This window comes from Hymenobacter sp. H14-R3 (assembly GCF_030063445.1).
In the GTDB taxonomy this organism is placed as follows: Bacteria; Bacteroidota; Bacteroidia; order Cytophagales; family Hymenobacteraceae; genus Hymenobacter.
Genome location: NZ_JASITD010000022.1, coordinates 1 through 13095, shown reverse-complemented (window position 1 = coordinate 13095; position 13095 = coordinate 1). Strand labels below are relative to the sequence as shown.

General features: G+C 58.9%; 8 protein-coding genes and 1 pseudogene. 8 read left to right on the top strand and 1 reads right to left on the bottom strand.

Annotated features, from left to right (window positions below; genetic code table 11):
- The first annotated feature begins 87 nt into the window (after positions 1-87).
- Both QMK33_RS17700 and QMK33_RS17695 read left to right on the top strand, forming a co-directional pair.
- A complete protein-coding gene (locus QMK33_RS17700; RefSeq protein WP_283565948.1) occupies positions 88-1224 on the top strand; it encodes a hypothetical protein in 1137 nt (378 codons plus the stop codon).
- Between the two features lie 152 nt (positions 1225-1376).
- On the top strand, positions 1377-1913 hold the full coding sequence (locus QMK33_RS17695; protein WP_283565947.1) for a 2'-5' RNA ligase family protein: 537 nt from the start codon (positions 1377-1379) through the stop codon (positions 1911-1913).
- Positions 1914-1989: 76 nt separating this feature from the next.
- On the opposite strand, the gene QMK33_RS17690 is transcribed toward QMK33_RS17695, so the two are convergent.
- Positions 1990-5013, bottom strand: a complete 3024-nt coding sequence (locus QMK33_RS17690) for a putative LPS assembly protein LptD (RefSeq protein ID WP_283565946.1) — start codon at positions 5011-5013, stop codon at positions 1990-1992.
- 29 nt (positions 5014-5042) lie between these two features.
- Here QMK33_RS17690 and QMK33_RS17685 point away from each other — a divergent pair, with 29 nt between their 5' ends.
- From QMK33_RS17685 to QMK33_RS17660, 6 genes and pseudogenes are all read left to right on the top strand, one after another.
- The gene (locus QMK33_RS17685; RefSeq protein WP_283565945.1) at positions 5043-6014 is read left to right on the top strand and encodes an N-acetylmuramoyl-L-alanine amidase family protein; all 972 of its coding nucleotides are present in this window, start codon (positions 5043-5045) and stop codon (positions 6012-6014) included.
- A 140-nt stretch (positions 6015-6154) separates the two neighbouring features.
- Positions 6155-7165, top strand: coding sequence for an MlaD family protein (locus tag QMK33_RS17680; protein WP_283565944.1), 1011 nt, complete (start codon positions 6155-6157; stop codon positions 7163-7165).
- A gap of 154 nt (positions 7166-7319) precedes the next feature.
- A complete protein-coding gene (locus tag QMK33_RS17675) occupies positions 7320-8948 on the top strand; it encodes an acyl-CoA carboxylase subunit beta (protein ID WP_283565943.1) in 1629 nt (542 codons plus the stop codon).
- Between the two features lie 18 nt (positions 8949-8966).
- The gene (locus QMK33_RS17670) at positions 8967-9419 is read left to right on the top strand and encodes a hypothetical protein (protein WP_283565942.1); all 453 of its coding nucleotides are present in this window, start codon (positions 8967-8969) and stop codon (positions 9417-9419) included.
- Positions 9420-9533: 114 nt separating this feature from the next.
- The gene (locus tag QMK33_RS17665) at positions 9534-10685 is read left to right on the top strand and encodes a hypothetical protein (protein ID WP_283565941.1); all 1152 of its coding nucleotides are present in this window, start codon (positions 9534-9536) and stop codon (positions 10683-10685) included.
- Between the two features lie 600 nt (positions 10686-11285).
- Positions 11286-12092 (top strand): annotated as a pseudogene (locus tag QMK33_RS17660) (IS5 family transposase).
- Positions 12093-13095 lie beyond the last annotated feature (1003 nt).

Genomic DNA, 13095 nt, shown 5'->3' with positions numbered 1-13095 from the left:
GCCCCAATTCAGCCCTAAGCTGGCTATTTGCCGTAGAGCAGGCGACCTTTACGGGGTATTTAATTTTCCTGGATTATTCGCTGGCTTATGCAGTTTTCTTCCCTCCCGCTCGCGGCGCGCCTTGGCCTGGCCAGTAGCCTGCTGCTGCTGGCCGCCTGCGAAAAGGACAGTGATACCCGCATTGGCGCGGTGCTGCCGGCTACCATCAACTTCTCTGATGCCAATAGCCCGGCGGCCGGCCTCTACCCCGAGGGCGTGCAGTACGACGACCAGCAGGGGCGCTTCCTGGTGGGCTCCCAAACGGCCGGCCGCATCGGCCAGGTGCGCGACACTGGCCAGAATGATAAAGGCCAGGACGGCAAGGACTTAGGCTACGCCACGGGCTCCTACGCCGTTTTTACCGATGATGACCTGCTGGTTTCGAGCGTCGGCCTCAAGCTCGATGTGCCGCGGGGCCGGCTGCTCGTGGCCGTGTCAGACCCCGGCTACAATACTGGCCGTACCAAACCAACTACCCTGAATCAACTGGCTCGCCTGGTCGTGTTCGACCGCAGCAACGGCACCAAAATCAGCTCCGTGGAGCTTAGCGCCCTGCCCACGAGCTTTGCCAAGCACTTCGCCAACGACATTGCCATTGATAACCAGGGCAATGCGTACGTGACCGATAGCTTCGCCCCGGTTATCTACAAGGTTACGTTCACCAGCACCGGCGTGGGCACGGCGTCCATTTTCGCCACCGCCGCCGATACGTCGGCCCTGGCCGCCCCGGCCGGCCAGTTTGGCCTCAACGGCATTGTGTATCACCCCAATGGCTACCTGCTGGTGGCCAACTCCGCCAAGGGCACGCTGCTGAAGGTGACGGTGCCGGTGGTGGTGCCGCCCACTGCCAGCCAGCCCAACCCCGTCCTGGTGCCGAGCCGGACTACCAAAGTAACCCTGCCCGCCGGCCTCAGCCTGCTCAACGCCGACGGCTTGCAGCTGACCGCCAACACCGTGCTGCTGGCCGCCTGCAACGCCCAGGGCAAGGTGTACCAGCTCACCTCGACCGATGATTTTGTGACCGTAGCCACCCCCAAGAGCTACGACACGGGCGGCGGCTACCCCACCACCCTGGCCCGCCGCGCCGCCAGCACCAGCTACGTGCTGCAAGCGCACCTCGATGCCTTGCAGGCCAAGTTGCCTCCAGTGTCGACCTATGCCCTCAAGAAAGTAGTTTTTCAATAACTGCCCCGGCCCGGCTCCGGCGGCCCGCTCGCGGGCGCTGGTAGCCGGTGGGCGCGCCGCCCAACCCCCGAATAATTACTTCGCCCCGTAGCTTTAGGCCCGGTAGCGCCCTGCCAGTCCATTATCCTTTTCCCTCGCCCCGTTTCCGCGTCATGCTCGCCATTACTTCGCTGCTGCCCTCGCCGTCTTCCGACCACATCAATGCCCTCATCAAAAGCCTGGAAACGGAGTTCGGCCTGACCGACGTGCAGGCCACCCCCGAGCCGCACCTCACCTACCAGATTGTGGAGCCCGCCGACCTGGAAACGCTGAAAGAGGCGCTGCACGAGATTGCCCACACCACCGCGCCCTTTATTGCCCACACCACCGGGCTGGGCATGTTTCCGGGCGATAACCCTGTCATTCACATCCCAGTGCTGCGCTCCGATGCGCTCAACCTGCTGCACCACCGCATTCTGGAAGTAGCAGCCCCGCTCTGCTCGCGCACCGACAAGTTCAGCGCCCCCGACCTCTGGCTGCCCCACATTTCGCTGGCCCTGCACGACACTACCCCCGAGCTCCTCGGGCCGGTTATGCAATTTCTTAATAATCAGACGTTTAATCTAGAGTTGGAAATCAGCAACCTGGCTATCCTTCAGCCGCAGGGCGATATGTTTGTGCGCGAGGTAGTGTTTGAGTTTGGGCAGTAGCGTAAGCTAACGCCACCTGTCATTGCCGCGCTCCGCTTTGCTACGCTCGCAATGACAAACGATTGGGGCGCACTGCCTACCGGTTCAGAATCGTCTTATTCCGGTTCAGCTTCAGGTCTTGCAGCAGGCTGCTTTTGGCGGCAATGGTGAAGTTGTAGCCCCGGTAGGGCCCCACGGGTATCCAGAGGCCCGAAATCTGCCAGCAGTGCAGGTCGCGATAGAAGTTGACGGTGGGATACACAAAGGTATTGGCCCGGAAATCGTAGTTGAGGCTGGTGCTCAGGCGCAGGTTGGGCGTAAGCTTCACCGAGCCGCTGGCCGTCACGGCATTGCCCGAGAGCAGCGGCGTCACGCCATACAACGAGGGCCGGATGGGGGCCGACGCCGTGGTGTAGGAGGCCGTGTACTGCACCGTGGCCTCCCACGGAATGTCAAAGTCGATGTAGTCGGCGTAAATCTGCTGTTGCAGCGGCGAGCCCAGCACCGGGTCGTTGGCCGGGGCCACGGCCCGCGGAATGTTGGCCTTGCTCTTGGGCCGCGCGGCGGGGTTGAACTGGTAGCCCAGGCTCAGGTTGGCGTTGAGCAGGCGCGCCAGGCGCAGGTTTTTATCCTCCCACAGGTAGCGGGCGCTGAGCACCCGCTTACCAGTCGGCCCGCGCTCAGTGAACGTGGTGCTGCCGGTCGAGTCGCGCTGATAAAAAGAGAAGGCGCTGCTAATTACGATGTTAAGCTTTTTGGCTACCTGCACCCGGTAGCCCAGGTTGAGGTTCGATAATTTTTGCGGCACCAGCGAGTCGGGGGAGAAGTTGTACGACAAACTCAGGTCGATGCCGTCGGCCAGGCTCACCTTTTTATAGGGGTTGGTGCCGGTGGTATCCTGGCTGTTGCGCACCTTCATCTCAATCTGGTTTTGCAGGCTGAACGATATCGCGCTTACTCTGGCGCTGGCCGCCGTAGAATACACGGAGCCCTGGTAGCGCGAAAAGCTGCGGGGGTCCAGAATGCGGCCATTATAGGCGGCGCGTAGCTGGTTGTAGTCCTGCGCCCCGTTGGTGAAGGCGGCGTATTCCGAGCCCTTAGCCAAATCGGGCGAGTACGAGTAGCTTACGCTCGGCGACACCTTGTGCCGGATGGCCTTCACGTAGTGGTTACCCTTAAAATTGGCCGTGCCATAAAAGTTGGTCGAGGCCGATACGCTGCCCGAGTAGGAGTAGGACCGGTTGAAGCTCGGCGAAATAGTGTCGATGCGCACCGCCCGCGGCACCGGCTCGTAGGTATATCGCAGGCTCTGCAAATACCAGGTTTCGCCGTAGCTGATGGAAGGCTGAATCTGGATGTGGCGCGCCAGCAGCGTGGCCGCGGGCAGCGTAATCTGAAACTGGTGCTGCAAGCCGTTCTGGGCGTTTCGCAGTAAGTTATTGATATTCTTTAGGTTAACCGGAATATTGTAGGCCGTGCTGCTGCCACCCAGTAGCGGAATGTCGCCGGCCAGGGCGCGGGCCGGCACCAGGCTGCTGATGCGGTTTTGGGCCACCAGGTTGTAGCTGACGGCAAACTGCTCGTAGAACTTGCCGCTCGGCTGAATGCCCAGCCACTGATGGGGGTACTGCCGCGCCACGCCCAGGTTGAAGTTGGGCAGCGTGAAGTCCATTACGCCGGTTTGGGTGTTCTGGCTCTGGGCCAGCTGCACCGCGTAGTTGATGGGCAGCGTGCGTAGCTGCTTGCTGTAGCTCACCGTCGAGCTAAACGTGGCCGACAGCAACTGCCGGGCATTCAGCGTGTTAATGCGGTTGTACGACGAGCTGCCCGCCTGCACGCTGGCCGAGAACACGCCGCCGCCCGGCAGTGGGGTAGGCGAGTGGGCCCAGCTTATCCAAAACGTATTCTGCGAGTTGGAATACAAATAATCGGTGTTGGCCACCGTAGTGGTGGTGAGAATGGGTGATATCGGCTGGTTGGAATACGTGAACCGAAAGCTACCCTGGTACTTATACCGCTTGCGGTACGTGAGTTCCGTGGCAATGCCGTAGCCGCCCAGCCGGTCGGCGTTGCCGGCGTAGAGGTCGCCGGTCACGCGCAGGCCAATGTAGTCGTTGGGGGCCCAGTAGTAGCCGCCATTGGTGAGCGAGTAGCCCCGCTGCGCGCCCTGCCCAAACGTGGGAATGATAACGCCTGACCCCCGCCCCGCGTGCGGCGTGGGGAAGTAGCCAAACGGCAGCCCCACCGGCAGCGGTACATCGGCAATCACCATGTGAAAGGGCCCGGTAATGACCTTGGAGCCCGGTATCACCTTCATCTTGCCCGCCTCAATGTAGAAGTGCGGGTGCTCCAGGTTGCAGGTAGTGTAGCGGCCGTGTAGGCCAAAGAAGTCATTATCAGGTAGTTTCTTCACCACCTCAGCATGAATGTAGCCCTCGCCCTGCTGGGTCACCACCTCGCTGATTTTGCCCTTCTTGGTTTTGAAGTTGTAGTTAATCTTGCCCGCTGCGTAGGTACCCGCTTCGTCTTTGAGCAGGGGCTGGTCGGCCATTTTGTGCCGCACCGTGTCGCGGCGGCCAGCGGCCTGCACCGTGTTATCGCCGTAGTTCACGGTAATGAGCGCCGCTTTGAGACTCATCTTGCCGTAATCAACCGTCGATTTGTTGTAGAGGCGGGCCACTTTCTGCGTCACGTCGAACTGGATGGAGTCCTTGGCGGCATACTTCACTGTGGTCTCGACCTGGCTGCGGCGGCGCAGCACCACCAGGTTCACCGAGTCGCGCACGCGGCGGCTGGCCCGGCTCGTGTCGGCCAGCAGGCCGGTGCTGTCGGGCGAGAGGCGGGGGGCCGGCTCGCGCAATACGGCCGGTACGGCGGGCTGGCCAGGGTTAATTACGCCGGGTGGCGGCGGGCTCTGGGGCGCGTTGCGGTCGTAGTTAAGGTTGCGCACCGGCTGCGTGGGCACCGAGCCGGGCCGGCGCGGGTTGGTAGGGGTGGCGCCGGTTTGGGCCTGGGCCCCGGTAGCGCCGCCCAGCAGCCAGAGCCACACGCTCACCATGACCGCCAGCGCCCAGCGGCGGCGGTGAAAAAGACCCGAAAAGAGAGCGTTGAAGAAAAGCAAGTTACCTAAAGCCACCGGGTGAATTACTTTTGAGGCTTACTACAAAGATAAGAGGCCGCTACCCCCACCAAGGGTTGCTAGTAGCCTGGTTTTTTCACCCAACGACCATCGTGCGGATTATTGCGCTGACCTGTATCCTGCTGAGTGCCCAATGCCCGGTGCTCAATGCCCAGGACTCGCTCACCAGCCCCCGGCCCCTGCCGCCCGTGCGGCAGCAGGTAGTAGCTGCCCCCGCCCCCGACTCGGTGGCCCCGCGCCCCGATGCCTCCGGCGCCGATATGGACCCCACCCGCTACCGCCTGCGCACGGTGGTGCTCGATGCCGGCCACGGCGGCAAAGACATTGGCTGCAACGGTGCCAGCGCCCACGAGGCCGATGTGGCCCTGGCCATCATCAAGAATCTGGGCCGCCAGATTGAGGCCGGCTCGCCCGGCGTGCGGGTCATTTACACCCGCAAAACGGACGTGTTTATCGAGCTCGATGAGCGCGCCGCCATTGCCAACCGCAACCACGCCGACCTTTTTATTTCGGTGCACTGCAACGCTGGCCCCAAGGGCGCGCGCGGCACCGAAGTCTGGACCATGGGCCTGCACAAAACCGACGCTAACCTGGGCGTGGCTCAGCGCGAAAACTCGGTTATTCTGCAAGAAAAAGACTACAAGCGTCGCTACGATGGCTTCGACCCGCGCTCGCCGCAGTCGCACATTTTATTTTCGCTGTTCCAAAGCGCCTACCTCACCAATTCATTGCGGCTGGCCCAGCGCATCGACCGGCAGTTTCGTACCAGCGTGGGGCGCAGCTCGCGCGGTATAAAGCAGGCCGGCTTTATTGTGCTCTGGAAGTCTACGATGCCCTCCGTATTGGTGGAAGCTGGCTTTCTCACTGACCGTGGCGAGGAGAACTACCTCGACGATAAAGTGGGCCAGCAGGCTATTGCCAACGGTATTTACCGGGCCTTTCGCGAGTACAAGCACGACCTGGAGGGTACCCGCGGCGAGTAAGCTGAGATTAGGCCCATTCACTAGCCTAACATCTGGCCAGCATTTGCCGTTAAGGGCGCTAGTATCGCCGGCCAACGCAACCATTGGCGGCCTAATACCCATCCTTCAGTTGGCCCATCTCAGCTTAAATCTATCTTCCTGTGTCTAAAGAAATAAAAGTGGGCCTGTTGGCCGTAGTGGCGCTCATTGCCTTGGCCGTGGGGTTTAACTTTCTGCGAGGTAGCAACTTGCTCTCCAGCGACCGTACCTATTATGCCATTTACCCTAAAGTAGACGGCCTCAATGTGGGCGCGCCCGTTATCCTCAACGGTATTAAAGTGGGCCAGGTAAAAAACCTGGAGTTGCAGCCTGACAAGAATAACTCGATTAAAACTTCTCTGGAGCTGGATAAGAGCATTGAACTTGGCGACTCAACCAGGGCTGGCCTGAGTGGCTCGCTGCTGGGTTCCAAAACGATTACCCTTATTTTGGGCCCCGATTCCAAGAAGTTCAGTGGTGGCGAAACTCTGAAAACCACTACCGCCGTGAGCATCACCGACATTGTGCAGGCCCGCGCCACAGTGTTGCTCGATACTGTAAACTCGACGCTCTCGCACATCAACGGCTTCCTGAATAAGGATGCCCAGACCAATATTCAGGGTACGTTGGTGGGGGCCCGCGAAAGCACTGAAGCCTTGCAGCGCCTCATTACTGCTAACCAGGCTAATATCAACCAGATAACCCGCAACTTTGCCCAAATGAGCGCCGCCCTCAATAAGAGCACGGCCAAGCTCGACCGCATTGCTACCAACTTCAGCCAGCTGTCCGATTCGCTGAAGGCGGCTCCGGTGGGCCCGGCCCTGCGCAACCTCAACGCAACGTTGGTAGAAGCCCAAACGTCGCTGAAAGGCGTGAGCGCTGCCCTTAACGATAAAACCGGCTCGCTCGGTAAGCTCATCAACGATACCTTGCTCTACAACAACCTGAACGCCACGGCCGCTAGCTCCAACGCGCTGATTTCCGACATGAAGGCTAACCCCAAGCGCTACGTGCACTTCTCGGTATTTGGCGGCGGCAAGGATAAAACAAAGAAGGAAGTTACCAAAAGCCCCGATGGCACCGTGACCACTGAAACCAAAAAGGTGACCACCGCCCCCGCCCTCACCAATTAGGCCGCCCTGCTGCCGCGCCTAGTATCTTTGAAACCCGCCCCCCAAAGGCGGGTTTTTTTGTAGCGTGGACTCTGCGAGTCCGCGCGTGTTATCACTGAACAACGTTCCCACGCGCGGACTCACAGAGTCCACGCTATCATTCTATCCCACCCACATGAATATCGAGTTTAATCGCAACGAAGACCAGCTCAAGCAACTAACTTTTAAGCTGCGCCAGAAGCTGGCCAACGTATCCCTCGGCGGTGGCGAAAAGCGTATTGCCGCCCACAAAGCCAAGGGCAAGCTCACCGCCCGCGAACGCGTTGACTACCTATTAGATAAGGGCGCGGCCCGGGTCGAAATCGGGGCCTTCGCCGGCGAAGGCATGTACCAGGACGAAGGCGGCTGCCCCGGCGGCGGCGTGGTAGTGGTAATGGGCTACGTGCAGGGCCGCCAGTGCGTGGTAGTGGCCAACGATGCCACCGTGAAGGCCGGCGCGTGGTTTCCCATCACGGCCAAAAAGAACCTGCGGGCCCAGGAAATTAGCATCGAGAATAAGCTCCCTATCATCTACCTCGTCGATTCGGCGGGCGTGTACCTGCCCATGCAGGACGAGATTTTCCCTGATAAGGAGCACTTCGGCCGCATTTTCCGCAACAACGCGGTGATGAGCAGCATGGGCATCGTCCAGATTTCAGCCATTATGGGCCCCTGCGTAGCTGGCGGGGCCTACCTGCCCATCATGAGCGACGAGGCCATGATAGTAAACGGCACCGGCTCGGTATTCCTGGCCGGCTCCTACCTGGTAAAATCTGCCATCGGCGAAACCATTGATAATGAGGCCCTGGGCGGCGCAGCCATGCACTCTGAGGTATCGGGCGTCACGGACTACAAGTTCGACACCGACGAGGAGGCGCTCAACCACATCCGCAACATCTTCGACAAAATGGGCGCGCAGCCCACCGCCGGCTTCAGCCGCGCCGCGCCCGCCGCGCCCCGCCTCGACGAAAAGGAGCTCTACGGCCAGCTGCCCAGCGACCGCGCCAAGCCCTACGACATGATGGAAATTATCAATCGCCTGGTCGATAACTCCGAGTTTGAGCCCTACAAAGACCTCTACGGCCAGACGCTTATTTGCGGCCTCGCTCGCATCGACGGCTGGGCCGTGGGCATCGTGGCCAATCAGCGCAAAATCGTAAAAAGCAAGAAAACCGGCATGCAGATGGGTGGCGTCATCTACTCCGACTCGGCCGATAAGGCCGCCCGCTTCATCATGAATTGCAACCAGAAGCGCATTCCGCTGGTATTCCTGCACGACGTATCGGGCTTCATGGTGGGCTCGGCCAGCGAGCAAGGCGGCATCATCAAGGACGGCGCAAAAATGGTTAACGCCATGGCCAACAGCGTAGTACCCAAGTTCACCGTGGTAGTAGGCAACAGCTACGGTGCTGGCAACTACGCCATGTGCGGCAAGGCCTACGACCCGCGCCTCATCGTGGCCTGGCCCACCGCCCAGCTCGCCGTAATGAGCGGGGCCGCTGCTGCCAACACCCTGCTGCAAATCCAGGTCGCCTCCCTAAAATCTAAAGGCCAAGTCATTACCCCCGAAGCGGAAAAGGAGTTGCTCGACCGCATCAAGGCCCGCTACGAGGAGCAATTATCGCCCTACTACGCCGCTGCCCGCCTCTGGGTCGATGCCGTTATCGACCCGCTCGAAACGCGCAAGGTTATTTCGGAGGGGATTTCGGCCGCCAACCATGCGCCGATTGAGAAGGCGTACAACGTGGGGGTTATCCAGGTGTGAGGTAAAATACTTAGCAGTATGGATTACGTGTATTCATTGGACTGGTATGATGGTCCCAGGTCGGGAATTGCTGATTACAACGGGCAACCCTATTTCTTTGAAAGTCAGTGGTCTAACATAGGTAATGGCCTTGGCGATTGGTATAAGTTAAGTCCAGTGTCAAAAGAAGTATTGCAACTAGAGCTTGAGCGCTGGAGATTGTGGAAGAAATACGAAGTAGCATCCAAGGTAAAAGCAGTAGGGGAGGAGCATCATCCCTTCTTGCCATCTGACCAGACACGGGGCGAGCAACTGACAATACTATTGGAGGGCCGTCTCGGAATTGATGAGCATGATTACCTGATTGCCGAGGCAATCTTTGAACCGGTTCTTGTGCAGCCACAGCAAGAAAATAATGCCGAGATGGTTGTTTGCTGGACAATTCTCACGGAGGCTCCTTGCGAGAGTAGAAAGCGGGGTTATAATCCTTAAAACATTCTTTTATAAAAACCGACGTGAGTTAAGCTATGCTAAGCTCGCGCCAGTGGTTGACCAACAAAACTGCCGAATCAGCATTATTTCGCGGCTCCATGCCACACAGTTCTTATGGCTAAAAAACCAGTTGCTCCCAAAGTGCAAATAGTCCATATCCAGGCGGCTGGCACCGATACCAGCGCACTTTCCAAGGCGCAGAAAGAGTTTAACCGCCTCACCAAGCGCATTGTCAAACTCGAAAAAGAGGCCCGCGATTTCCGCGAAGCTGCCACCCGGCTTCGCCAGCGCGTGCAAAACGAGTACCGCCCCTTGCAGCACCAGCACAACGAGGCGCGCGCCAGCTTGGTACGCGTGCTCGACTTGGCCCACGATACCTACAAGCTCACGAAGGGCGAGCGCACGAAAGTGGCCGACCTCATCGCCCACGGCTGCCACGACCTGCCCCAAAAAGGCTTTCCCGACTTGCAGCCCGTCATCGACAAATACACTGCCCCGCCGCCCAGCGCCGCCGAAGAAGCCGCTGCCGACCAGGCCACGGCCGATATGATGAAGCAGCTCTTCACTCTGCAATACGGCATCGAGTTTGACCCCGCCATGGACGTGAGCACGCCCGAAAAATTCCGCGCCTACGTCGACCAAGTGATGGCCGAGCGCGAAACCGCCTACGAAGCCGAGGAGCAGGCCCGCGAGGCCCAGCGTGCCAAGCGCAAGAAAAGCCCCAAGCAGCAGGCCGCCGAAGACAAGAAGCAAGCCGAGGAAAAGAACATCACCAAAGCAGTGCGCACCCTCTACATGGACTTGGTGAAGCACCTGCACCCCGACCTGGAGCGCGATGAAGCCGAAAAAGACCGCAAAACTGAACTGCTAAAGCAAGTAACCACCGCTTACGAGGCCAACGAGCTGCTTACCTTGTTGCGCCTGCAACTAGAGTTGCAGCGTATTGACCAAAGCCACCTCGAAAGTTTGGCCGAAGACCAGTTGCGCTACTACAACAAGCTGCTCAAAGAGCAGGTGCAGGAGTTGGACCAAACTCTTTTCAATGAGCAGCAGGACTTGGCCGCCTTCACCGGCCGCTCGTTTTTCTACACCCGCACCGCCTCCGGCATCGACTACGACTACCAGCAGCAAAAGCAGCAGCTTGAAGCCAAAACCAAGCAGCTGGCCGCCGAGGTACTGGCCTTCGAGCACGACCCTACCGCGCTGAAAGCCTGGCTCAAAACGTATCGCACTCCCAAGAACACACCGATAAGACTAAATTTCTAAAAAAGCAGTGTAGGATAAGCTTCAGCTTGCCAATAACGGAGCTATATGCCTCTTAATTAACTGATAAACAATGTATTATTAGTTATTTGCTATCAAATCAAAGATTGTCCTTCATTTCGGCTACCTGAAGCCACCCGCCATGACCACCGTTGAGCTAGCCTGCCACGTCGAAGCAAAAGGCTGCAACCCAGCGAACTGTGCCATCAACACGCGGAGCTACGATGGCCTTAGCCTGCCGCACGATGACTGCTAGTGGGCCATATTTTACTCGTAGTGGGGCGACGACTAGCCGCCCATCTTCACCGCTACCGATGCGGCAGTGGCCTGTCAGTTCTTCTTGGATTTTATACTCCAAATGCGCCATTTCCACTGCGTGGATTTCCTGCGGTCGGCTGCCGCAGTATAGGCGCTACAGGCCAAGCCGACTCAGCAAGGTGTTGCAACTAGCACCAGCCGCATCTTATGCAGTACTAACGACTACCGCCGCCAAGTATTTGTGATGGGCAAGGCTGTTTTTGCGGCGTGCAAACTCTTGAGAGAGTTGCCACTGGCTAGAGTAGTTCCTAGAGCGTGTTATGCACTTGGGGCGTAACTTGGGGTATAACAGTTGTTCGAAGCTATCCCAGCGATGTAAGTGATGACGAGTGGGCCTTTGTAGCCCCGGATCTGGTACTGCTGCGCGAAGATGCGCCCCAGCGGGAATTGCCTTGCGCGCCCTGTTCAACGGCTTGCGTTATCTGGCCCACACGGGTTACCCCTGGTGCTCTCTGCCTCACGACCTGCCGCCGTGGGCCACGGTTTTACCAGCAGTGGCAGCGCTGGCGGGATGCTCGCGTACTTGAAGACATGGTGCATGATTTGAACGAGTTGCAGCGCCTTTTACTGGAGCGGGCAGCCACGCCCACGGCCGTTAGCCTCGACGGGTGCGTGTTGCAAAGCACGCCGGAAAGTGGCCACCGGGCGGGCTACAACTGGGGCAAACGGCGCAAGGGCAGCACGGCCCACATCGCCGTCGACACGCTGGGCCATTTACTGAGTGTGGTCATAACGCCGGCCAACGAACAGGAGCGGGCACAGGTGGGGGAACTGTGCCACCAAGTTCAGTAGCGGATGGGCCAAACCGTGCAGGTCGTCTTCGGAGATGCAGGCTATACGGGGGAGGAGGCAGAATACGCGGCGGCTGTGCATGACATTGACTTGCAAGTAGTTAAAAAACCAGAAAGGCAGACGGGTTTTGTGCTCCCACCTCGGCGCTGGGTCGTAAAGCGCACCTTTGCTTGGCTGAGTCGTTCCCGCCGGCTGGTCCGCGATTACGAACGCCTCGCCAGTAGCTTGCAGCAACTTCACTTCCTCGTTTTTCTCGGCATCATACTGGCGCGACACGTCAAACCGCTCATAAGTACATAACAGGCTCTAGGTCGGTGTACGGTGCGGACTGCCGGCTTTAGCCAATCTGTACACTGATTTGGGAACTGCTCTAACTGCACCGGCGCGGCCGCTAGCGCCGCCTTTGGGTCGCCGATGGTCACTTGCATTTTCTCCTCCTGACTGCCCGTAAACGATTCGGGTAGCGTCTGCCGGCTCGCGGTGGCCACCACAAGCTCCGGCTTACTTTCCTCGTGAGTGATTCGCACTGGCATGGCGGCGTGGCGAGCCCTTTCGTGCGTGTTGGCCACCAGGGCCAGCGGTTTTGATGCGTACACCTTAGTCACATCTTGCAGAGAATGAAGCGTTTCAGTAGTATCACCCTCGCCATGAGATAGCGCTTGCCCCACCTTATCAGTGATGGATTGCAGGCGCGGCGCATCCAGTTATGTGAGCAATGCCAGCACTCTGGGAGCATGTTGCGCTTCCTGCACATCCAGCGTGCACTCCGTAACCGCGCGCAATGGCGCTGGTCAAGAGCACGCCGTAGGTGAGGCCCGGCAGGTCCCATTAGGCGGTATAGCGGGAGCCACCCATCACTTTGAGCCGTCCGTCTACGCGGGCGAGCAGTTGGTCAGTAGCTTCCGTCAGTATATAGAGTAATTTAATTGGCAGGAGTAGCAACCTGGCTGGCCATGCCGCCCACGCTGGCCGCAAAAGCGGTACCGGCCGGGCCTTGCAAGTGCTGCGTGCTGCTGGTTTCTAATAAAGCCCGTCTCGGCAGGTTACGGCCTATGGGTATCTTGAAAGTATTGTATTCAAGAGGCTGAGCATTGACAAAAGCTGCCGCTGCTGCCAGCCGAAACAACTTTTCGCTTGGCTGCTGGCCGGCAATTAGCGCCTCGGCTGGCCTCACGCGCTAGTGGTTGAAAAACATTAGATAGTCGGGTATAATTTAGCAAGTTTGATGCGAGCATCGGCCGTTTTGAATTGCCAGTTGCGGGGCTTGGGCCGCGCATTCTGGCGGTCTTGCCACTGTTCTACC

Excerpts from the sequence above, each read along its gene's own strand:
- QMK33_RS17700 (WP_283565948.1), top strand. The coding sequence starts at position 88 with ATGCAGTTTTCTTCCCTCCCGCTCGCGGCGCGCCTTGGCCTGGCCAGT.
- QMK33_RS17695 (WP_283565947.1), top strand. The coding sequence starts at position 1,377 with ATGCTCGCCATTACTTCGCTGCTGCCCTCGCCGTCTTCCGACCACATC.
- QMK33_RS17675 (WP_283565943.1), top strand. The coding sequence starts at position 7,320 with ATGAATATCGAGTTTAATCGCAACGAAGACCAGCTCAAGCAACTAACT.
- QMK33_RS17670 (WP_283565942.1), top strand. The coding sequence starts at position 8,967 with ATGGATTACGTGTATTCATTGGACTGGTATGATGGTCCCAGGTCGGGA.
- QMK33_RS17665 (WP_283565941.1), top strand. The coding sequence starts at position 9,534 with ATGGCTAAAAAACCAGTTGCTCCCAAAGTGCAAATAGTCCATATCCAG.